16 protein-coding genes, 2 tRNA genes and 2 rRNA genes are annotated in these 22,293 nt (G+C 60.0%); 8 read left to right on the top strand and 12 right to left on the bottom strand.

Translation table 11 applies throughout. The annotated features are described in order from the left end of the window. Nucleotides 1-89 precede the first annotated feature (89 nt). From AC6H1L_RS12080 to AC6H1L_RS12070, 3 genes are all read left to right on the top strand, one after another. Nucleotides 90-1,430: a hypothetical protein gene (locus AC6H1L_RS12080; RefSeq protein ID WP_497597748.1), complete on the top strand. Its 1,341-nt coding sequence runs from the start codon at nucleotides 90-92 to the stop codon at nucleotides 1,428-1,430. A gap of 599 nt (nucleotides 1,431-2,029) precedes the next feature. Beyond that, entirely contained in the window at nucleotides 2,030-3,595 is a 1,566-nt protein-coding gene (locus tag AC6H1L_RS12075; protein WP_497597747.1) for an APC family permease, read from the top strand. A 277-nt stretch (nucleotides 3,596-3,872) separates the two neighbouring features. After that, complete coding sequence (locus AC6H1L_RS12070) at nucleotides 3,873-4,556, top strand: helix-turn-helix domain-containing protein (protein WP_497597746.1); 684 nt, start codon at nucleotides 3,873-3,875, stop codon at nucleotides 4,554-4,556. Between the two features lie 115 nt (nucleotides 4,557-4,671). Here AC6H1L_RS12070 and AC6H1L_RS12065 read toward each other — a convergent pair whose 3' ends face one another. Further along, a complete protein-coding gene (locus AC6H1L_RS12065) occupies nucleotides 4,672-5,175 on the bottom strand; it encodes a hypothetical protein (protein WP_497597745.1) in 504 nt (167 codons plus the stop codon). Further along, nucleotides 5,162-6,649, bottom strand: a complete 1,488-nt coding sequence (locus AC6H1L_RS12060) for a CCA tRNA nucleotidyltransferase (RefSeq protein ID WP_497597744.1) — start codon at nucleotides 6,647-6,649, stop codon at nucleotides 5,162-5,164. The genes AC6H1L_RS12065 and AC6H1L_RS12060 overlap by 14 nt, the downstream gene beginning before the upstream one ends. Nucleotides 6,650-7,050: 401 nt before the next feature. Between AC6H1L_RS12060 and gpmI the strand changes: the two genes are divergently transcribed. After that, a complete protein-coding gene (gene gpmI, locus AC6H1L_RS12055) occupies nucleotides 7,051-8,625 on the top strand; it encodes a 2,3-bisphosphoglycerate-independent phosphoglycerate mutase (protein WP_497601544.1) in 1,575 nt (524 codons plus the stop codon). A 111-nt stretch (nucleotides 8,626-8,736) separates the two neighbouring features. Here the strand turns inward: gpmI and AC6H1L_RS12050 are convergent, their stop codons facing one another. From AC6H1L_RS12050 to AC6H1L_RS12035, 4 genes are all read right to left on the bottom strand, one after another. Then, nucleotides 8,737-9,495, bottom strand: a complete 759-nt coding sequence (locus AC6H1L_RS12050) for a class I SAM-dependent methyltransferase (protein ID WP_497597743.1) — start codon at nucleotides 9,493-9,495, stop codon at nucleotides 8,737-8,739. A gap of 142 nt (nucleotides 9,496-9,637) precedes the next feature. Continuing rightward, nucleotides 9,638-10,687: a hypothetical protein gene (locus AC6H1L_RS12045; RefSeq protein ID WP_497597742.1), complete on the bottom strand. Its 1,050-nt coding sequence runs from the start codon at nucleotides 10,685-10,687 to the stop codon at nucleotides 9,638-9,640. Between the two features lie 262 nt (nucleotides 10,688-10,949). Then, nucleotides 10,950-12,815, bottom strand: coding sequence for a glutamate mutase L (locus AC6H1L_RS12040; protein ID WP_497597741.1), 1,866 nt, complete (start codon nucleotides 12,813-12,815; stop codon nucleotides 10,950-10,952). Between the two features lie 25 nt (nucleotides 12,816-12,840). Beyond that, on the bottom strand, nucleotides 12,841-14,163 hold the full coding sequence (locus tag AC6H1L_RS12035) for a hypothetical protein (RefSeq protein ID WP_497597740.1): 1,323 nt from the start codon (nucleotides 14,161-14,163) through the stop codon (nucleotides 12,841-12,843). Nucleotides 14,164-14,647: 484 nt separating this feature from the next. Between AC6H1L_RS12035 and AC6H1L_RS12030 the strand changes: the two genes are divergently transcribed. Further along, the gene (locus tag AC6H1L_RS12030) at nucleotides 14,648-15,727 is read left to right on the top strand and encodes a DUF92 domain-containing protein (protein WP_497597739.1); all 1,080 of its coding nucleotides are present in this window, start codon (nucleotides 14,648-14,650) and stop codon (nucleotides 15,725-15,727) included. On the opposite strand, the gene AC6H1L_RS12025 is transcribed toward AC6H1L_RS12030, so the two are convergent. Beyond that, on the bottom strand, nucleotides 15,620-15,988 hold the full coding sequence (locus tag AC6H1L_RS12025) for a DUF4870 domain-containing protein (protein ID WP_497597738.1): 369 nt from the start codon (nucleotides 15,986-15,988) through the stop codon (nucleotides 15,620-15,622). The genes AC6H1L_RS12030 and AC6H1L_RS12025 overlap by 108 nt on opposite strands. A 281-nt stretch (nucleotides 15,989-16,269) precedes the next feature. Between AC6H1L_RS12025 and AC6H1L_RS12020 the strand changes: the two genes are divergently transcribed. The 3 genes from AC6H1L_RS12020 (at nucleotide 16,270) to AC6H1L_RS12010 (ending at nucleotide 19,047) form a co-directional block, all read left to right on the top strand. Beyond that, nucleotides 16,270-16,641: a PTS sucrose transporter subunit IIBC gene (locus tag AC6H1L_RS12020; RefSeq protein ID WP_497597737.1), complete on the top strand. Its 372-nt coding sequence runs from the start codon at nucleotides 16,270-16,272 to the stop codon at nucleotides 16,639-16,641. Between the two features lie 64 nt (nucleotides 16,642-16,705). Beyond that, nucleotides 16,706-17,818: a DNA polymerase III subunit delta gene (gene holA / locus AC6H1L_RS12015; protein WP_497597736.1), complete on the top strand. Its 1,113-nt coding sequence runs from the start codon at nucleotides 16,706-16,708 to the stop codon at nucleotides 17,816-17,818. Between the two features lie 122 nt (nucleotides 17,819-17,940). Then, on the top strand, nucleotides 17,941-19,047 hold the full coding sequence (locus AC6H1L_RS12010) for a class I SAM-dependent methyltransferase (protein WP_497597735.1): 1,107 nt from the start codon (nucleotides 17,941-17,943) through the stop codon (nucleotides 19,045-19,047). 29 nt (nucleotides 19,048-19,076) lie between these two features. On the opposite strand, the gene AC6H1L_RS12005 is transcribed toward AC6H1L_RS12010, so the two are convergent. The 5 genes from AC6H1L_RS12005 to AC6H1L_RS11985 form a co-directional block, all read right to left on the bottom strand. Beyond that, nucleotides 19,077-19,559, bottom strand: coding sequence for a hypothetical protein (locus AC6H1L_RS12005; RefSeq protein WP_497597734.1), 483 nt, complete (start codon nucleotides 19,557-19,559; stop codon nucleotides 19,077-19,079). Nucleotides 19,560-19,824: 265 nt separating this feature from the next. Then, nucleotides 19,825-19,941: ribosomal RNA gene (gene rrf / locus AC6H1L_RS12000) — 5S ribosomal RNA — on the bottom strand. Between the two features lie 67 nt (nucleotides 19,942-20,008). Beyond that, nucleotides 20,009-20,081, bottom strand: a tRNA-Ala gene (locus AC6H1L_RS11995). A 13-nt stretch (nucleotides 20,082-20,094) separates the two neighbouring features. After that, nucleotides 20,095-20,168: transfer RNA gene (locus tag AC6H1L_RS11990), tRNA-Ile, on the bottom strand. A 422-nt stretch (nucleotides 20,169-20,590) separates the two neighbouring features. Further along, nucleotides 20,591-22,115: ribosomal RNA gene (locus AC6H1L_RS11985) — 16S ribosomal RNA — on the bottom strand. Nucleotides 22,116-22,293 lie beyond the last annotated feature (178 nt).

Raw genomic sequence — 22,293 nt, 5'->3', positions numbered from 1 at the left:
CACAGTGTTCAGCGTTTACCCAGGTCATCGATGCAGGCAAGGTGACCGCGCCACCGACCAAAGAGCCTGATCAGTGTTGGGAGGAATGCATGACAAACGAGCGTATGGAGAGAAGGCTATATCGCAGAAGCCCGGGCCGCCAGTACAGCCAGGAAGATTACGAGGACCAGAGATCGCAGAGCATCCGCGGGCAGACGGAGCAGACACGCTGGCCCACCACCAGCAGCCGTACCCCTTCTGGATCACTACTGACGCGGCGCCCCGATCTCCGCCGGACGCGCCAGCTCATGCGTCAGAGCATCCTGGCGAGCAAACGAGAGGAAATGAGCCTCCACAGCGAAGGAGTCTTAACCGCCTCCCCAGAGACAGAGGAGGAGCTGCGCCCATCGGTGCGGAGCCGGAGCCATACGCTCTATAGCCACAGTCGCGAGCTGTACGCCACGACTGCGCCCCGCTCGTCCCGCCTGCCCTCGCGCCGTCCGCTGCTGGCAGAACAGGAGGCCGAGGACTGGAGCGCCGAGATGATGCCGGTTGCGGCAGAAGAGAGGGCCTTGTATGATGAGGTTGGCTCTCCAGAGCTGGAAGTCGCCGAGGAGGAGGGCTACTTTGATCAGGGTGCTGTGCCGGCAGTCCGCTACGAGGACGAGCTAGCCGAGGAGGATTTCGGCACTGGCGCCATCAGCCAGCCCCTTCCACCAGTCAGGCGACGAGCAACCAGGCATCTGACCACGCGACGCTTAGCCGAGCCAGAGCCGGAATTTTTTCCTCCCGAAGCAGAGGAATATTACGAAGAGGAGAAGCCCCGGCGCAGAAAGCGCTTGCTTACGCGACGCCGTGTGCTGGTTGGCCTGGGTGTAGCTGCCACCGGCGGGGCTGTGGTCGCCGCTTCCCAACTGGCCCCTAAAGTCCCCCAGGCTATTAGCAATACCGCCAGCAATATCGAGCGCCAGGTCGCCGACGCCTTTAATCGCGGCTTCCAGGCTGGCGCGGATTCTGTACGCAAGGAGATCATCGCCTCTCTGGAGAACATGGAAGGGGTTTCGCTCGACGCCGCTATCACGGCTGCTCGTCTGTTGCGTACAGCCTACGATGTCTTTGTTAACCCATTGGTGACCCTGGCCGCCAACGTCACAGGCGACTTCCTGGGTTTGACCCTGGCCGCCTTCAAGCAGGCTCGCCAGTGGCTGGCGAATATCGGCCATGATAACCAGATACTGGCCGCCCTCCAGACCGTGCTGGAGAACTGGTCAACCCAGGCGAAGCAGATGCCCAAGCAGATTCAGGCTATCACTGATGCTGATCTTGACGGCACTCAAGCCTACCTGCGCGGCGTCCAGCGCAAGATCGCCGAAGAGAAAGCCAAGCTGAACGGGAGCAGCCAGCAGACTACCCCTTCTCCTTCGCCCACCGCCTCAGCGAAGAAAAGCTGACCCTGGTGCAATGACCTGCTGTTGGCTATACTCTAGAGTAGTATAGAAACTTGGGCTGTGAGTGTCGGCTAGAGCCTAGCTTTATGCCGGCCTCGCCTAGAAACGGCTCAGGTTCAGGAAGTCTCTTTCTGCCCTGGCAGGCCGATCCGAGAGGGGGGATGCTTTTTTAGCTCCGCACCACCTATGTCACACCACCTGCAGCACCACAAGATTTCTACTGTGCTGGGCCTGATCTGACTGATTCACTCGTATAACAATCGAAACGAAGGTAGTTGGCCCAGAGGATGAGCAAGCGCCCTTTACTTCATTCACTGCCCGCCTTGCTCTCCCGCGTTTGTTTCACGCCCAAGCCCAGCAAACGAGCTAGCCAGCGAACGAATGGGCGCCTGCCAGGCAACTCAGGCCGGGCCAGGTGCTCTCGAACGGGCCGCCTCTTTGAGTGAAGATCAATTGTCGTCAGGGTCGCTCAGGCCTCGCCGCGCTGGCTTGCCTTGCTCACTTAGACGCCCTGCTTTCCTTATAGAGGCAAGCGCAGGGCGAGCAAGCGGCAATCGTAGGCCAGCAGAGCGACCAGTTTCTCAGCCGGGAGGCAAGCTACTATGGAGACTGCAGCAGAGAAGACCGGAACAGCCTTGCGCTCCGAGCGTATCGCCGGCGGCATTCTCCCCAAGGTCCTCAACTCCTTCGACATGGTGGCGATTTTCGTCGCTATCGTTCTCTTCATCAGCAACTCCAGCGTTGTCACAGGAGCCGGAGCAGCCGCCTTTATTTACTGGTTGCTTGGATTTCTGACCTTCCTCATACCTGGCGCCATTGTCACTGGCCAGCTTGGCCTGATGTTTCCAGGCGAAGGCTCGATCTACGTCTGGACCACGCGCGCCTTTGGGGCCTTCATGGGCTTCTTTGCGGGCTTCTGCGCCTGGTGGCCTGGCGTTCTAGTGATGATCGCCACAGGCGACGCCGTCGTCTCCCTCATTCAGCAGCTTGGCAGCCAGTACGGCCTGTCCCTTCTGCCCGAGCCCTGGCAGCAGGGCCTGGTGATCCTTCTGGTGATTGCCTTCTCCTGTCTGCTCTCAGTCCTGCGCTTCCGCGTGACGCAGAACCTGGTTAACGTTATCTTCGTAGCTTACGGCGGCGCCATTCTGCTCGTCGGCCTCGCCGGCCTGATCTGGCTCTTGAGTGGGCACCCAGCCCAGGCGGACTTCTCCCCCGCTCGCTGGCAGCTCACCAGCACGAATTACACCTTCTATGGCCTGGTGATTCTGGCTCTGCTCGGCATCGAGGTCCCCCTCAACATGGGGGTAGAGATCCAGAACACACGCGCCATCACGCGCTACCTGCTGTGGGGCTCGGTGGTCGTCATGGTGGCCTATTTGCTCGGCACTTTTGGCGTCATGATGGCCGTGCCTCCTGACATCCAGAGCCAGGGCAATCCGTCTGTTGTAGCGGCGGCGGTCAAGTACGGCTTTGGTCCACTGGGCAACGCGCTGGCAACCATCGTCAGCCTCATCTTTATCGGCTTCTTCCTCTTCAACACCGTTGTCTACAACTACTCCTTCGGGCGTCTGCTCTTCGTCTCAGGCCTTGACCGCCGCCTGCCCACCTTCATGAGCAAAGTTAATCGCAACCGCGTGCCCTGGGTAGCAGTGCTGGTCCAGAGCATCATTTCGGGAGTATTGGCCGCCATCACCTTCATTATTGCCCCGCTCGTTATTCAGGTGCTCAAGCCCTCCGACCTCTCCACTGCGGTTTACAATGTCCTGCAGGCCTCGGTTACCATCATCTGGTGTATCTCGATGGTCTTCCTCTTCATCGATGTGATCTATATCCGCTATAAGTACCGCGAGAGCTTCCAGCGTGTCCAACTGGCCCCAGACTGGGTCTTCTACCTCTGCGCGGCCATCGGCTGCCTCGCCAGCGCCTTCGGCGTGATCGTCATCTTTATCTCCCCCTGGACGACCCTGATCAGTACGCTGGTCTGGGACCTCTCGCTTATCGGCTTCGTCGCCATCTCACTGGTGGCCGGGGCCGTCATCTACCTCATCGGCCAGGCAACCATTCGGCGCGATATCTCTGACGAGGAAATTATAGCCGAGGTTATTGGCGCCCCCGAGGGCGTGAGGCCAGCCAGCGACAGCGCTGGCGGCAGCGGCACAACTGCCTGAGCCTTGACGTAAGAGCGCTGAGCGCTAACAGCCCAGCCACGGCGACCGGGTTGGGGCTCCCACGCCTGTCAGCCAGCCCATATGGCGAGCGCAGAGGCGAGAGCCAGCCAGTCGCCGTGGCCACCTCCCCTGCTAGCTGTACAGCCCGCCTCTCAGAGCACTACTCAAATTGGTGAGCCAGGCTCGCCCAAGTCTCGCAAGCAGGCCGACGGCACGTTACGTTATATATAAGCAACATACCAAGCAACCATCCCATACGTGCCGAGGTTCATAGCCCTTGCAGCAAGAAGACACCGAGCGTGAGCTGAGCATAGACGAGCTAGCCCAGGTGACAGGCATCCCCAGCCGCACCATCCGCTTTTACAATACACAGGGCCTACTCCCGCCGCCTCACAAGCGGGGGCGCGTCGCCTACTACAGCGGGGAACATGTACGCGTCCTTACCCTGATCAAGGAGCTAAAGGAGCAGCATAACCTGTCGCTTGACCTGATCAGGCAGCTCCTGGAGATCCGCGCCCAGCATGGCGAGATTCAGATGAATCTTGCCCTGAAGCAGCGATTACTCCGTCCCCTGGCGGCCAGCGGTCAGGAGATGCGCTTGAGTCGCGATCTCCTCATTGAGCAAACAGGTATCTCGCCCACATTGCTCGACGAATTATTGCAGCTAGAGCTACTTTTCCCGGTGAAGGATGGAGAGAACCTTCTGTTCACAGGCGACGATCTGCTGCTGATCGAACTCTATCGCCGCTTGGCGGAGCTGGGGCTGCCGCTGGCCCTGGTCACTCTCATGCGCTTCCATCTGCGCCAACTGGTACGCAGCGAGATCGCCGCCTTTGAGCAATACCTGCTCCCCCAATGGCGTAGTCGCGGCTTTCCTCTAGAGGAACAAGCGCGCCATTTCGAGGAAATCCTGACTCTGACCGATACGCTGATCTCTATTCTTCACCGCAAGCTGCTCTAGAATGTGCTCTGTGGCCTTGCGATGAGCAGTCAGCATCAGCGGAGAGAGAGAGACAGACCGGCAAAAATATAGGCAGCGGCGAGCACGATCGCGGGCCGAACAGGATCAGCTCACCTTAGAAGACGCCGAGATGGCGGAGCACGGCAATGACAATCACAATCACCAGGATCAACACAATGACGAGCACAGAATAGAGCACACGGCGCCCTAGATGGATCTGGCGCGGAGCCGTCTCGACTATTTTCTCAACCGTCTTCTTCTGCTGCTCTCTCTTTCGCTTTTGCTTCTCCAGCCTCTTGCGATATTTATCGGCGGGAGAGGGCGTTTCGCTATAGGGGCCAGCCTTCATTTGGCGCAGGCGGCGGCGCATCTCGCGATTCAGGCTCTCGAACTGTTGCTGCTGCGGATCAGTGGCCGTCACCGTACGCGGCAAAGTCGACTTGGCGCCCGGCACCGCCGGGCCACCGATGCGAGGCTTTTGCTCTTGCCGCCCCTTACGCGCCTCCGCAGACTGCTCGTTCGCCTTGAGCTTCTGAGAAGCGGACGCCGAGGGAGAAGAAGTCGAGGCAGCAGCTTGTGACTGCGACGGCGTTTGCGCTCCTGGCTTATTCTTTGGCATGGCTCAAACCCTCACCTTGCTCTTCCTGCTGTTTCTGTAACTCCTGTTGCTGCAAGTGCGCTGATTGTAGTTGCGACTGTTGCGGCTGCTGCGCAGCGGCTTGCTGCTCCTGCTGAGCCACGAACTCTCTTGCGAACTGAGCCGCGCGCTCTTTATCGTCGGGGGCCAGAACCCCATCGATGACCAGGCTGAGCAGGTACTCTTTCAGCGGTCGCAGCCAGGGACCGGGACCACGTCCGAACATAGCCATCAGCTCATGGCCATCAAGCGGGCTTTTTAGAGGCACGCGCTCGGCCTCCTCCTTCAAGCGGCGGCAGCGTTCGGCCAGCTCCACGACGCGAGCGGCAGCGCGTGAGACCTTATCGGCCCGATAGCTGGTAATATCGGCGCGAGACAGATCCAGCAAATCCTCCAGATCGTCATTAGCCTCCAGCATCAGGCGGCGCACCGCCCCATCGGTCCAATCCGAGGTATAGGCATTAGCGCGCATATGCAGCCGGACCACCCGCGCGACGCGCTCGCAGAAATCGCGATCAAAGTGGAGGCGGCGCAAAATATCGCGGGCCATTGCCGCCCCAACCTCCTCATGGCCGAAGAAATGCACCTTACCATCTTCAACGGTGCGCGTGCGCGGCTTGGCAATATCGTGAAGCAGCCCGCTCCAACGCGCTACCGGACGTGGCGAGGTACGTTCCACTACGCGCAACACATGCGCATAAACATCCTTTGAGGGGACACTTCGCTGACTCTGCTGCTGACTCACCCCGCGCAGCTCCAGCACCTCGGGAATGATCCATTGCATCAGCCCCAGCTCCACCAGCAGGTCCAGACCACGGGCCGGATGCGGCGAGAGCAGCAACTTATGCATCTCATCGCGAATGCGCTCGCGGCTGATCTTCTGCAACTTGCTCGCCTGACGAGCGATAGCCTGACGAGTCTCTTCTTCGATCGTAAAATTGAGCTGGGCCGCCAGGCGAACGGCACGCAGGAGGCGCAGCGGGTCCTCATCGAAGCGCTTGTCAGGCTCATTACCGACGGCGCGCAAGACGCGTCGCTCCAGATCAAGGCGTCCACCGAACGGATCATAGAGCTGGCCAGTCAGGGGATCATAGGCCATAGCGTTGATGGTAAAATCACGGCGGCGCAGGTCCTCCTCCAGAACGGTACCAAAGCAGACCTCCGGCTTGCGCGACTCGGGGTTATACCGCTCATCGCGGAAGGTCGTGATTTCAATGATATGTTCACCATAGTGGAGGCGCACCGTGCCAAAGCGCTCCCCTACCAACACAATGGCCGTCGGTTTCGTCGGCGCCACCAGGCGCTTTATCTCATCCGGGCGCGCATCCGTTGCCAGGTCGGCATCACTTGGTTCACCGCGCCCCAGCAGCACATCGCGCACCGTTCCCCCCACCATATACAGTTGTTTATTGTGCGCGCGAAAAGTCCGGGCCAGTGTTAGTATGATATCTCGCATCGAATGTGTATATATTCGCTTCCCTTCACTAATAGAGTCGTTTCTTTGCTGGTTCGCTACGATTGGCCTACTCCTTCTTCGAGCTTTGAGCGACGTTGGCGGGGGAATTGCTGGAAGCGATCTGCCTCTCTGTCTGATCCAGGACAGGTCACAGCAAGTGCAACGGATTTATTATATCATGGCTCCAGGCCACAGGCGATAGCCAGCTTTACCCGCCGGACCGGGTGGGGCCAGCCCAGGCCGGTCCCGCCCCCACAGCGCAGCAGCCACCGCTTTTGCGCGAGCTGATTGGTGGCTTTGGGGCCTCAGCCTGCTGAAGGTCAGCGGCAGCCATGATACAATAGGACACACGCCTTAACTTTTTAACTGGAGCAGAACGAGGAACGATGAGTAAGGCTTCTATTGGGCGACCACGCCCGTTCGTGCTGATCGTGATGGATGGCTGGGGCTTCAACCCGCGCAAGGAAGGCAACGCCATTGCCCTGGCGCGCACGCCGCACATAGACGAGCTAGAGCGTCGCTGGCCCCATACCCTTGTCAAAACCTCTGGTGAGGCTGTCGGTCTGCCCCCGGGTCAGATGGGCAACTCCGAAGTCGGCCATCAGAACATCGGTGCGGGCAAGCGCGTTCTGCAAGATTTTACACGCATCAGCGAATCTATTAAGGACGGTAGCTTCTACCAGAACCCGGCCCTGTTGAAGGCGATCGAGCATGTCCGGCGCAATCACTCGCGGCTGCACATCTGCGGCTTACTTGGCAACGGCGGCGTGCACGCGCATGAGGACCACTTAGAGGCCCTCTTGCGCCTGGCCCGCCAGCATGAGATCGAGCAGGTCTATATCCACGCCTTTACCGATGGGCGCGATACATCGCCCACCGCCGGCATCGAATTCATGAAGCGCCTGGAGGCACGGGCGCGCGAGATTGGCGGCGATCGTCCGGCGCGCGTGGCGACGGTCAGCGGGCGCTACTACGCTATGGACCGAGACAATCGCTGGGAGCGCACCGCCAAAACCTATTTTGCCATGACGCGTGGCGAAGGTGAGCGCGCCTCATCGGCGGTGGCGGCCATTCAGCAGTCCTACGAGCGCGACGTTACTGACGAATTCATTGTTCCCACAGTGATCATGGAAGAGGAGCACCCGCTAGCTCTTGTCAAGGAAGGCGATGCCCTCATCCACTATAACTTTCGTCCCGACCGTGCGCGCCAACTGACCAAAGCCTTTGTGCTGGAAGAGCTGCCGCCCCAGGCCGCCGGCAAATTTGAGCGTGGGCCGCGCCTGCGCGACCTGGTCTTTGTGATGATGACCGAGTACGAGGCGGGGCTGCCAGCAGAGGTGGCTTTCCGCGCCGATGAGGTCGAGATGCCGCTAGCCCGCGTCATCTCTGAACATGGCCTGCGTCAGTTCCACACCGCCGAAACCGAAAAATATGCCCATGTGACCTACTTCATCAATGGGCGTCGCGAGACGCCTTTTCCCGGTGAGGACCGGCTGCTTGTCCCTTCGCCGAAGGTTCCCACCTACGATCTGCAGCCTGAGATGAGTGCTCCCGGCGTCACCGAAACCGCAGTCGAGCGCATTCGCAGCGGCCAGTACGACCTGGTGATCATGAACTATGCCAATGCCGACATGGTCGGTCATACCGGCGTACTTGAGGCCGCGATCAAGGCAGTTGAGGCTGTCGATGCCGGCGTCGGGCGAGTCGTCGAGGCGACGCTTGCTGTCGGTGGCGGCCTGCTGATCACTGCCGATCATGGCAACGCCGAGCAAATGATCTACTATGATAGTGGCAAGCCCATGACGGCCCACACCACCAACCCGGTTCCGCTCTACCTTGTTGTGCCCCAGCTTGCCGATGCCAGACTGCGCAGCGATGGTATTCTGGCCGATATCGCTCCGACGATCCTCCAGATCATGGGGCTGCCACAACCGCGCGAGATGACAGGTCGTTCTTTGCTGCTACCTCAGCAGTAGCCAGAGTTATCCACATCTTGTGCTGGAATCGGGGGAGTTATCCACATCTTGTGGTGACATATGTGGATAACTCTCCACCAGTGTGGATAACTCTGACACAGCGATAGCTCCTCACAGACGGCGAGCCAGCACCCGCAAGCGGCGATAGTCCAGCTCCCAGTGTCCTTCTCTGAAGAGCAAAGGGCGAAGCTTCTCTTCGATCGCCATCAAGATTTCCTCTCGACGCTCGGCGGGCACCGCCTCCAGCAAGGGAGACCCGAACATCTCCAGCCAGAGGCGCAGCCCCCGCTCACCCTCCTCCAGCGCCGTCGGTCGTGCAAAGAGCCAGGCAGCCTGCACCTCGAAACCGTGCGTCTCCAGCAAGGTTGCATACTCACCCAGGGCGGGAAAGTACCAGGGATTGACCGGCGTTATGGCCAGGCGCTCCTGCAATACCGCTTCTACTGCTGCTTGCAGCGTCGCGACATTGCCGCGCCCTCCCATCTCCAGCACCAGGCGCCCACCGGGTTTGAGCAAGCGGGCCAGAGCCTTAACCACCCTCTCCGCCTCGGGTATCCAGTGCAGAGCCGCGTTAGAGAAGAGAGCATCAAAAGGATGCGGATAGTCGAACGTGCGAATATCGCCTATGTGCCATTCGAGGGTTGGATAATGCCGACGGGCAGTCTCGATCATCGCCGGCGAGAGATCGAGGCCTACCACTCGCGCACCGCTGCGCGCAATAGCGGCTGTTAGATGGCCCGTGCCGCAGCCCACATCAAGGATCAGCTCGCCCGGACGGGGCGCCAGCAGCTCCACCAGGCTGCTGCCATAAGCAAAGACGAAAGCGTGCTTGGTATCATAGAGAGTGGCATTCCAATCGCCGCTAGTCAAGCCAGCACCTCAGCTTTTCCTTCCTTCTTTCTTCCTCCCTTCTCGCCTTAAGGGGAGAAGGAAAAGAAGAGATAACGATAAAAACGGGAACCACGACACTGAGAGCAGAGCCTCCCTGGAGAGAGGAGAAACCACAAGAGAGCTAGCCGATGCGATCGAGGCAAGAGAGGGCAGCGACAATTACTTCGCCTTCTTCCAGAAGGACACGCGCCGCCTGAGCGTACACACCAGACGGGAGACGCTGACGATGGAGAAAGAGAGAGAGAATCTCGCCAGTCCTACCCCGGTAGTCACCGCAGCAAACACGCACCCGGGCACCAGGAACGAGCGTCAGATCAGGCTCCTGAGAGGGGAGCGCCTCAGCCTCAGCGGCGGTCAGGGAGATCAGCAGCTCAGGCAAGACATGATGCCGAACCGAAGTAAAGCCCGATAGGAGGGCCACGCGCCCTTGATAGCAGCTCAATAGCTGCAACAAACGGGCGGGCATCGCTAAGCTTCCCAGGCCCTCCGTCAGCATGATCGTTAACGGCGGCAAGCGAGATTGCAGGGCCTCAGCGTTGGGGCTATTCACCAGTTCCAACAGATCGGCATGCAAGAAGCCTTCAAGATCACGCAGAAAGATGCTGCTCGCGACGATGCCAACGACGCCGGAATTAAGGGCATGACGTAAGAGAAGGAAACTGAGCGGACCAGGAACCACCAGAATGGCCCCGGGAGGAATAGGCTGCACCGAAGAACGCGAGCCACTCCCGTCAAGAGACCGCCAGAGCGTCAATATGCCTGCTACCTGGGGACCAGCGCCCAGAACCCCCTGCACAGCCACCACCTGACTTTCGATCACTACCCCCCCGCGTGCCGTCACATCGACAACACGCCCCCGCAGGCCAGCCGGCACCGTCTCCTCACCCAGTGCGGGCACAGCCAGCGCCGTTTCCGTATCGCTTAGGCGATGCGCAGCACTTGCCGGCTGGATGGCCGGTAGCTTTCGCGTAATTGCTGGCAGCGAGAGGCGAGGGAGATCACCGAGTTCCTCGCTGCGCTCTTCACGCTTCAGCCGAATTACCGGCTGATCCGGCTCGACCATTTGGCCGGGATAGACCAGAGCCACCGCTCCCGCACGCGAGCCACCGGGCCAGCGCTCTCTGCGCACCACAACCTGTAAGCGCACAGACCACCCCAGGGGATAGGCCATCGTAGTGGGCGCCTCCCACGCACACGCCAGATCGCAAGCAATAGATCATCAACGTTAACAAAACTTTAAAGTATGTCGAATCGCGCGATCATAGCACAAACAAATAGAAAAGATAAGATCGGGCCAAAGCAGTAGAGAGAGCGGGACAGCAGCGCTCCCCCGCGCTGGACAGGCCAGCTCTGCAGTTGAGCCGACTGGGGTAAGGAGTAAGGAGCAGTTTCTTTCTCAACAAGCCAGCCGGCATCGGGCCAGGCTTCTCGCTCTAAGCACCAATTGCCTGGGACCACTGCAACAGCCGGGCCTGGCGTTCAGCCTTATCACCCGGCAGGACCAACGGGCGCCCGCGAGCATCGATGATCAGGCCTACCAGGCCACCATCGATCTCCTCAGCAGCGCGAGCACGTTCGCCCGGACCCAGCCCCACATCAACCGTCGGAGCGGGATAAAGCGTCAGCAAAGCCTGCTCATTCAGGCGCAGAGGAATCACCTCTATCGAGCCGCTCATGACCTCGACCTGAACTTGCCGTCCATTACTATACTCCACAACGACCCGCAGCGCAATCTGATCGGGCGGCAAGGCCCCATAGGGGATTACACAGGTACCCAGGCGATGGGTTACAGCATCGTTCTCATTGACCTGCACGGCAGCCACAGGGTTGACCGTCGCGATTGCCCCCAACTGCTGGAACAGCAAAGTACGATCGAGCACCAGCGAGGTCACGCCGCGCGGCTGCAAAGCGTCGAGCAAGATCAAGGCCGCCTGAGCAGGTCGAGGAGCATGCGCCAGCACACTGCCAGTAGCCAAAATCAAGTCGGGCGAGAAGTTGCTGAGCGCTCCCGTCTTCAGAGCCTCAGCAGTTAAGAGAATGGCCTCACGCGCAAAGGCCTGGCTAATCTGTAGCTCTCGCTGATTGCTGGGAACCACATGAGGATGCAGCATCGTATTAAGCACAAACTGGCGCAGCTCCTCATCCGAGACATCAAACGGCAACCAGCGGCTGATATTCTGAGAACCGACGCGCTTCAACAGCTCGCCCAGACCGGAGCCGACCCCAATACCCGCATTAACCATTGGGATAAACTCGCCGCGCTCGCCGGCCAACAGCAGGGTCGTATTGGCCCCACCGGCATCGACAGCCATGACATTCATCGTATAGTGGTGAGCCAGAAAGCGCACCAGGCTACTAAGCGAGGTGGCGGTCGCTACAGGAGCTGCTGCAGACCAGGACCAGAGGGTCTCACTACCGGGCAAGCGACGGAGAATCGCCCGCTCGTAGAGCGAACTGGCGGCCATGCTGATCGGGCCGAGATTCGCGGCAGAGACCAAAGGATCAAGACGCATCACCTCGCCAGCGCCGTTAATTAAGCGTCGGGACGCCTCGACATACTGAGGAGCAGCGGCATAGAGCACAGGCAGGGGGAAAGTTCGCGTCTTCTCGCGCTGCTCGTGCGCTGCATTCAGCAGCAACTGGCAGGCCTCCTGGATCGGAGTGGCGCCCGTTGGCCCGTCGGCCATGCCGACAATGATGGCCGCATGCGGCTGCAACTCGCGCAAGCGATCGATCTGGCGCCGCCATTCCAGAGCCAGGCGCTCAGGGGTCCAGGGAGCAGGTCCTGCCGCACCTGGCAACGGCGTCGCTCCCGGCGGTGAGAGCTGCGTGGCGGCCATACTGGCGGTAAAAGTTGGCGAGGGCAGAGCGTGCATCTCGGCATAGAGGCCCGAGACCGCCTGTCTCACCAGGTCTGTCAGTGCAGGGCTGGCGGCGCCCAGAACCACCAGGCGCAAAGGACCGCCGGCGCTGATCGTCGACACAAAGACATCGACCCCATTACCGTCCGGCTGCTCTGGCGCCAGCAAGCGGCCATCGACGATAATTTGCCGTCCCGTGACCAGCTCGATTTCATTGATGGCCTGCACAATGCCCCGAGTAATATCCTCCTGGGGAGTGGTCAACGTCGTTGGGGCCTCACCACGAGCCATCAGGCGATACTGCCCCTCGACCAGGCCCAGCAATGAAACCTTTGTTAGCACGCTGCCGCAGTCGGCGACCAAAATAGAATTTGCGGCAGCGGCATCTTTTCTGTGAGCTGCCGCCTGACCCTCCTGCTGATTCAACTGCGTCTGCATCTCCTGAACACCCCTCTTCTCTCACCTAATGCGGGAACCAGCTACGAATCACATCGAGGAAACTGCGCTTAGCAGGCCGGGCCTGCGTTCGGGACTGAGCTTGCGCCTCGATGCCTGGTCCTTGGGCGGGCGCAGATGGCGCGGCTGGGGACGGCGCCGCGTAGGCGGGAGCCGCAGGTACAGGGTTCGCACTGGCATTGGTGCTGGCATAGGCCGCAGCGGGATAGCCAGAAGGGCCTGCGGGTGTGGAAGGTGGTACCCCACCAGCAGCAGGAGCTGACGGCGGCGACGTCGGCATCATCTGCCCATAGCGTGGCTCGCCCCCCTGAGCAGGCAACGAAGGCGTAGCCGAGGCCACTCCCAGGAGAGAAGCAAAAACATTGGCGGCCGCCTCGCTCTGCTCGCTAACGCCCAGTTCCGTGCGTGGCCGGCTGGGCACACGCATATTTTCTACACGCGGTTGCATAGGATCAGGCAGCACTCGCCCCGGCTCCTGGGCAAGCGGGCCCTGGCCGGCAGAGCCAGCCGGAGCAGGTGTCTCCATCGAGGAGCGCAGCCATTCAGGTAAAGCATTCATGTCAATGAGCGAAGCCGCCGTCAGGCCGCCCGCGGGCACAGTCGGCACAGGAGGAGAAGACGAGGCCGGACCAGCTTGTGTCCCCGATGATGCCGACGCCGATGCTGAGCTGGCGCCTTCTAGCTGTCCCTCACGCAGCCAGGCGGGCAGGGCATTCATATCGATAAGCGAAGCCGCCTCTAGCCGCGTGGCCCCGCCGGCCCCAAGAGCAGGGCCCGCTTTCGCCGCCTCGGTACCCGAGTTTTGGCCCCGCAGCCAATCGGGCAATTGCTGCGGATCGATCAGATCGTGGGCCTGAAGCGGCTGGCCGGGCCTGGGGGACACGCCCGGCTCTCCACCGGTCACTCTGGCCCACTCCTGGGAAGCAGGCGCCGCAGGAGCTGATCCAGCAGCCTCCTCTGCCGACGGTTTCAAAGACTTCATCCATTCTGGCAGGGCATCCGGCTCAATCAAGCTAGAGGCGGGAATATCTTTCTTCGGACCGCTCTCCTGCTCCTGTCCCTCACGCATCCAGGAAGGCAGCGCCTGCTCATCGATGAGAGAGCGAGCGGCAATTCCCCGTGCTGGCGAGGCCGCCGCGTAGCCTGCAGGTCCACTAAACTGGGGACTGGCAGGAAACTGATATTCTGCAGTATCTTCCTTTTGCTCCGCGCGCATCCAGCTTGGGAGACTATCTTCGTCGATCAGATCAGCGGCAGAGAGAGGGATAGGACCGGTAGCGCCCGTTGGCAGGCGCTCACCCGCCCGCAACGATTGCAGCCATGCGGGCAACTCTGACCGCTGGGGTACCCCTTTCTGCGCATCTGCAGCGCTTGCAACACTTCCAACTCCGCCAGATAACGGCAAGCCGCAGCGTCGGCATGTCGCCATGCCGGCGGCGACTGGCTCTCCACAGTTGCTACACCTAATCACTGTTGCTCCTCACTTTCACCAGGCCGTCTCCTTCGCTCCTGGATCTGGCTCGCTCGCAGTGTAGCATGCTTTTCGGTGGCACGCAACGCACTGCGCTGGTTGCCTGCCTCGATTGGTATACCTATCTACTAGTGATAAACATGACCAGGCTCACTGATATGATACTATAGATCCATAATTCCCGGCCAAAAGTACTACTTACTTCTCTCCCCTGCAGGCCAGGCTCCTCGCCCCTTGCAGGCAAGCAATGCCCTTTTTACAATAGGACTGGCCTGGTCGGCATTCTGTAACAAAAGATAGGAGAGATGCTTAACATTCGCCAGGTAAAGGAGGAGCAAGAACAATGGAGGTCAGGAGTGCCAGGGCCAGGCGGCCCCCGTGGCGGCAGCGGCTCTTTCTCTGGCTGCTGGTGAGCAGCGGGATCAGCCTCTTAGCTCAGCGGCGCGGCGCTCTCAAGCGCAGCGGCGTGCCGGCAGCCATTGCGACGGGAACAGTGACTGCCGGCGTCGGTGGTTGGGAGTTGGGCCTCTCCCTCATTTTCTTTTTCATCTCTTCCAGCATCTTATCCCGCTTCCGTCAGCAGAAGAAGACCAAGATCGCGGCGGAGAAGTTTAGCAAAGGCAGCGCCCGCGATGTGCTGCAAGTGGTGGCCAATGGAGGTGTGGCTACCTGGTGTGCGCTGCGTTACGGGCTACGTCGGGAACTGCGCTGGCGTTCGCAGAGGTCCCTGTCTCCTTCTCTGTCGCCCACCTCTCTTCAGAGCGAGCCGTATGATCCGTGGCTGGCAGCCTTTGGCGGTGCTCTGGCAACGGCCACGGCCGACACCTGGGCCACTGAGGTGGGAGTCCTACTACACCGCTCGCCACGCCTGATCACGACTGGACGCCCAGTCTCTCCGGGCACCTCGGGGGCGATCTCCTGGCCAGGAACGCTTGTGGCTGCGGCCGGGGCGCTGGCCACAGGGGTGGTGCTTCAGGCTTCGCTCGCGCTGGCGCGCCTGTTTTCCGGGGGGAGCAGAGGACGCAGTCAGGGCCACTCTCGGCCTTTGCCGCTGGCCTTTATTGCCTGGCTCAGTGGTCTTGCCGGCTGCCTCATTGACAGCCTTCTTGGTGCCACCTTCCAGACCATCTACCGCTGTCCACGCTGTGGGCAGGAGACAGAGCAATCCTTTCACCAGCGCTGCAGCACCGCTACCCAGTATGTACGCGGCCTACCAGGCGTCAACAATGATACAGTGAATTTCCTGGCAACCCTAAGCGGAGGCCTGATCGCCTTTGCGCTGACCCGCTGCGCTTTCGAGCGCAGTTCGTGGCCCCTACACCAGAGTGTCCGCCAACTGACTGAAAAAGGGCAGGCGGTAGTCCGGTCTGAACCAGGCCATCAACATCAGCCAGAGCCAGAGCAGCAGCACCAGCCAGCCTAGTAGATGGATCAGCAGCCCCAACCCGAAGCCGATGAGCCACCCCAGCAGCGGTAGCAGGCTCACAATGCCGTGCAGAAACTGGAGGACCAGGATCACCAGCGAGAGGGAGCCGAAGGTCACTAGGGACTGAGCAGCGTGCCAGCGCACATTGCGGTTTCTCTCGAAGAGGAAGAGGATCAGACCCGAGATCCAGAAAAGCGCATAAGCAAGCACCCGTTCTAGACGCTCGTCCAAGCCCAGAGTTGTCATGCGATTCATCATGGCCTTTTCCTCGAATTCATCTGGTCGAGATGTGAGATTGATTGCTCTCAGGATCTGACTGCCTATATATACGCAGCGCGCCGGGAGGTGTTGCAGGACCGGCGCGCTGCTCCTGTCTCTGTTTCTCGCTCTTCCGCCCCCTTGAGCGATCTCCTCTTCTTCATTCGACTGGCCTTACTTATCGTAGCCGGAGCTGCCCAGGAGGCTGCTATTGTCAGCCCTCTGAAGCTGCAGTATAATACGAACGCAAAAGCTAGCTAGCGGGAGGCAATGCGAGGTCTATGGGAGGACCGGCACTCATCATCAATCCCAGCGATGGGCTTTTCCTGGCCAGCCTCTTTGGCTTCTTACTATCGCTGCCCCTTTCGCTCTTTGTCATCTTCTGGGTCAGTATGGTGCTGGTCAGGCGACGCTGGGCCGTGATCCTGGGAGCTTTCATCGGAGCGTTTATCGGCCTTCTGGCTATTCTAGGGTGGGTCGATACGCTGATTTTTGATACGCCCCTGCCCAATGCCCAGGTTGGGGCCACCTTCTTCGGCTCGCTCTTCCTGTGCAGCATCCTGGGTCTGGTCGGCGGCATGCTGACTGATTGGGCGGTCGCGCGCTCTGAAAGCCGCCGTTCGCGCCGGCATGCGACGCCCCTGTCCGAGTGAGCAGTGGCTCTGGCAAGCCAGCCAGCAGGCCTGTCTGACGCTTGAGGGGGAGTGAGGGTATTTTATGTTTTATTTGCTGCATGGCGATGATGAATTCAGCAGTCGCGAAGTGCTCAGGCGCCTGCGCCAGCAGGGAGACTTTGGCTATAACCAGGATGTCTACCACGGCGATGAGACTGAGCTAGCGACCATTGTCGCTACATGCAGTACGCTGCCTTTCCTGAGCGAAGGCCGATTAGTAATTGTCGAGGGACTGCCCCGCAAGCGTCGGGGAAGTTCCTCGACCGTTCAGGGAAGTGAAGGGGCTGGCGCAGGCCTTGACGATGATAAGGGGTCAAATTCAGGGCCAGCGGCGGAAGGGGAGGCCAGTGGCGGAGAGCGCAAGCGCAGTCGAGCTCGCAAGGGGAACAAGAAAGCAGGGGGAGTCTCGCGGGCTGACTTTGAGCAGGGCTTAGCGTCCTTTGTTCCTTCGCTGCCAGCTTCCACTACTCTGATTCTCCTGGTGGATGAGGTGCTTGATGCCCGTCACCCCCTGGTTGAGGCAGCCCGACGCTACGGTCAGGAAATCAAAAGTATGCTTCCCAAGGGAGCGGCCCTTGAACGCTGGATCGAGGAGCGAGCGGCACAGCTCAAGGTTCGCATTACGCGCGAGGCTGTGGCTCTCCTGGCTAATTTTATTGGGAGCCAGACGCGCATGTTAGCCAATGAGCTAGAGAAGCTAGCGACCTATGTCGGTGAAGGTGGCACCATCGATGTGCCAGAGGTGCGAGCCCTCTCTGCCCAGGTGCAGGAGACTCGCATCTTTGATTTGACCGATGCCCTTGCCCAGCGGAGACCGCAGCAGGCCTTTGATATCCTTCACAGTTTGCTCTCCGAAGGGCAGCCGCCTCTATTGCTCCTTGGCTTCATGCTCTCGCAGGTGCGCACCTTATTGCTCGTCAAAGAGCTGACCCAGAAAGGGCTACGCGCAGCAGAGGTCGCCGCCACACTTGGTATCGCACCTTTCATCGCTGAGCGTGCCGTCCAACAAGTGCGGCAGTTTAGCCTTGCTCAGCTAGAGTTCATCTATCGCCAGCTCGTTGAGACAGATGCTGCACTGAAGCGCAGCCGTCTTACCCCCGAGGTAGCTTTCGACCTGCTGATCATGCACTTCCTGGCCGCACCGGCCCGTTCCTAGCGACAGCCCTGGGGATGACGCGTGAGCCATAGATACGTCGTAAGCCATGCGTGGCCAGAAAAGGTCTAAGCCGCCATCCTATCCCCAGAGACAAAAGCGCAACAGCTTCCAAGGGTGCCTTGATGACCACGACTTCTCTCCTTGAACAAAAGCTGATCGCCCGCATTGAACGCGAGGGGCCTTTGCCCTTTGCCGAATACATGCGTGCAGCTCTCTATGATCCCCAAGGTGGCTACTATGCCTCCGGCACATCACGCATTGGCTGGACAGGAGATTACTTCACCAGCGGTGACCTTGGGCACTTTTTTGCTCACTGCCTGGGGCGCCAGCTCTACCAGATGTGGGAGGAGCTGCGCCGCCCGCGGCCTTTTCGTGTCTGGGAGCAGGGAGCAGGACGTGGCGAGCTAGAGGCAGGAATTCGCACCTGGTCCGAACAGCAACAGCCTGAATTTGCTGCTGCGCTCAGCTACCGCAGCCTGGACCTGCAGCGTGGGGAAGATGTCCTTTCGCCTGAAACGCTGCAGCAGCTTCAGGTGAGTGAAGGGAGGCCCCATGTCATTCTGGCCAACGAGCTGGTTGACGCCTTTCCTGTGCACCTTGTTGAGGTACAGCAGGGACAGCTCTACGAGATCTACGTGAGCGTAGAAGCGGGTAGATTGTGCGAGATTGCCGCCCCTCCCTCATCACCGGAAGTAGCCACCTACCTTGATCGGTATCGCGTTCCCTGGTACCGCTTTCCCGATGGCTGGAGAGCAGAAATCAACCTGGAGGCCCTGCGCTGGGTGCAGTTGCAGGCCGCGCTGCTGCGACCTGGCTTTCTGCTTGTCATAGACTATGGCGATCGCGCCGCACGGCTCTACACGCGTTCGCGGCTCCGTGGGACCCTCCTCTGCTATCACCGGCATCGCATCAACGAGCAGCCTTTAGCCAGGCCGGGCGAGCAGGATATCACGGCTCATGTCAACTTCAGCGCCTTGATCGACGAGGGACGTCGTCACGGTCTTCGCCTACGCCTCTTTACGACACAGCGCGCCTGGCTCGAACGGCTGGGCATCTTTGAAGAACTGGAGGAACTTCGTCGCACCCACTTCACGGCGGCAGATCAGCAACGAGCCACGGACCAAGGACAGATAGCTCTGCTCCGTTGGTATAACTTGCGTCAACAAGTGCTGGCACTGACTGATCCCGGCGGGCTGGGCAACTTCAAAGTGCTCATCATGAGGCGCTGAATCAGGCAGCCAGGCAGCGGGTCAGGCCTCTAGCGGAGCAGCGAGGTATCGATAAGCGAGCAGGCACTACTCACGCCGCTGAAGCTACCGCTGTGAAAATTTAACCAGAGCTTGCGCGAGGCCAGGCTTGCGGGATCGCTGAGATCAAGCGAGAAATCTTTGAGAGCGGTTCCGGCCTCATCGGTCTTTAAGGAGCCAACCAGCAGAAGAGTAGGGCCACCGCAGGCGCCCTCATCAATGGTGAGGTAATACGTCGTCGTCGGCTTGAGGCCCTGGACAGCGATCTGCAAATGAGAGGGCGAGGAGGCGGCAGAATCCGTCTGGGAAGGGGTATGAACCAGGTGAGCCTGAATATTGGAAGATGGCAACGAAATAGCGCTCGTGAGAGGCTTACCCACACTCCCAAGGAGACCTTTAGCAAAATCAGCCAAATTCGGGCCGAAGATGGCCACAATAATTAACACGAGAAAGAGCGCTACAGCCAGGCGCTTCAGCAACTTCCAGGGCTTCATCACACGGGTCCCCAGTTGGACTTAAAGGAAAAGGATACAGGTCAAAGCGACCGCCGACTGAGTGAGGCAGCGACGAAGGCATCCCCCTAATTCAGTCGTGAGCCACCGCCCGCGATAGCGAGAACGCCATCGCTATGGGTTCAGAATCTATTATAGGCGAGGCACAGCGAAGGTGTCTATTGCTGCGGCGGCGCAGAGCAGATGATAGCAAGGAGAAGAGAAGGGAGGGGAGGATGAAGAGGAAAAACGCCCATCCAGGCAGGTGGGGCGGCAACGTCCTACTTTCCCACGGGGTCCCCCCCGCAGTATCATCGGAGCTGGAAGGCTTAACTTCCGTGTTCGGGATGGGAACGGGTGTTTCCCTTCCGCTATAGTCACCGCCCCACCTGCATGGACAGGCGAGAAACAGCGAGCCAGTTCACATATCAGGGAACTGACATCCCCTCAGGTGGAGATGAGGGGACTCGAACCCCTGACCTCTGCCGTGCAAAGGCAGCGCTCTACCAACTAAGCTACATCCCCCTGTACGGGTGGGTGGGCCATCCTGGACTCGAACCAGGGACCTCAGTCTTATCAGGACTGCGCTCTAACCACCTGAGCTAATAGCCCACAGCAAGCAAGCAATATAGTGATCACACTGTGTGGTGCCGGGTGACCCGAACACCTGGAGAGTGATAAGGTTGAGTTTATGACGACCGACCTGCCAGGCACCAGCCTCATGGCAAGTGGGTATACTCTCTGCGCGCTGCCACCCGATCACCGCTTATTATTTTACCACCTACCAGCGTTTCTGGCAAGGGGGTTTTGAGCGGATTTCCCGACTTCGCAGAGAGAAGAAGTCGGGACATCGAGTCGAGTGACAGGATCGACCTGGGAGAGGAGGAGCAAGCATCGGCAGGGGCGGAGCCAGAGCAACTGATCAGATGTGAGAGCATCTCAACTGCTATCAGGAGAGAGGCTAGCGAGAGCCTCTAACGAGACGGCTCCGAACCCTAGCTGCCTGCCGCAATTCCCTCCAGCCGACTCCCTAGAAAGGAGGTGATCCAGCCGCACCTTCCGGTACGGCTACCTTGTTACGACTTCACCCCAATCACCGACCCCACCTTCGACGCCTGCCTCCCCATGCCTTAGCACAGGGTTAGCCCGACGGCTTCAGGTGTTGCCGGCTTTCGTGGTGTGACGGGCGGTGTGTACAAGACCCGAGAACGTATTCACCGCCGTGTGCTGACCGGCGGTTACTAGCAACTCCTCCTTCATGCAGGCGGGTTGCAGCCTGCAATCTGCACTGAGATCGGGTTTTAGGGATTCGCTTCCCGTCGCCGGGTCGCTGCCCGCTGTCCCGACCATTGTAGCGTGTGTGTCGCCCAGGATGTCAGGGCCATGCTGACTTGACGTCATCCCCACCTTCCTCCGCGTTGTGCGCGGCAGTCCCCTCGGAAACCTCCAACCGAGAGCGAGGGTTGCGCTCGTTGCGGGACTTAACCCAACACCTCACGGCACGAGCTGACGACAGCCATGCAGCACCTGAGCACGCCTCCCTTGCGGGCCGGCCCATCTCTGGACCCTCAGCGTGCTTGTCCAACCCTGGTAAGGTTCTTCGCGTTGCATCGAATTAAACCACACGCTCCGCTGCTTGTGCGGGTCCCCGTCAATTCCTTTGAGTTTTAGCCTTGCGGCCGTACTCCCCAGGCGGACCACTTACTGCGTTCGCTTCGGCGCGCAGGGGGTCGATCTCCCCACACACCTAGTGGTCATCGTTTACGGCTAGGACTACCGGGGTATCTAATCCCGTTCGCTCCCCTAGCTTTCGCCTCTCAGCGTCAGGTACCACCCAGGACACTGCCTTCGCCTTCGGTGTTCTTCCCGATCTCTACGCATTTCACCGCTCCACCGGGAATTCCATGTCCCTCTGTGGCCCTCCAAGTCCGACCGTCTTCCCGCCTCTCTCGCAGTGAAGCCGCGAGCTGTCAGCGGGAACCTGCCAGACCGCCTACAGGCCCTTTACGCCCAGTAACTCCGGACAACGCTCGCCCCCTACGTCTTACCGCGGCTGCTGGCACGTAGTTTGCCGGGGCTTCTTCCTGGGGTACCGTCCTCTTCTCTTCCCCCAGAAAAGCAGTTTACAACCCGAAGGCCTTCTTCCTGCACGCGGCGTCGCTCGGTCAGGCTTGCGCCCATTGCCGAAGATCCCTCACTGCTGCCCCCCGTAGGAGTCTGGGCCGTCTCTCAATCCCAGTGTGGCTGGCCGTCCTCTCAGACCAGCTACCGATCGTCGCCTTGGTAGGCCTTTACCCTACCAACAAGCTAATCGGGCGCAGGCCCCTCCTGCAGCGCCCCGCGCCCTCCGGCACGGAGCTTTCCTGACGCCTCTCGCAAGGCGCCACCGTATGCGGGATTGTCGGCGCTTTCGCACCGGTATCCCCCACTGCAGGGCAGGTTACCCACGTGTTCCTCACCCGTCCGCCACTCCCTCCCCTCGCGGGGAGAGCGTTCGACTTGCATGTGTTAGGCACGCCGCCAGCGTTCGTCCTGAGCCAGGATCAAACTCGCCATCCAGAAGATCTATCTGAAAGTCTCCTCATCTGGAGACCTTCATTGACAACTCTGGTGGGCTAGCCGCCTGTAGACCCAGGTTTCCGGTCGTCACTCAACTCAAAGCCTTATCACTCTTCAGTTGTTCAGGTGCACCTGGCACTACGGCCATGTGATCTTTTCATCAGGGCACCCGGACCAG

This window comes from Thermogemmatispora argillosa (assembly GCF_059696725.1).
Note: the sequence above shows the minus strand (reverse complement) of the source record. Positions and strands in the feature narration are given on the sequence as shown.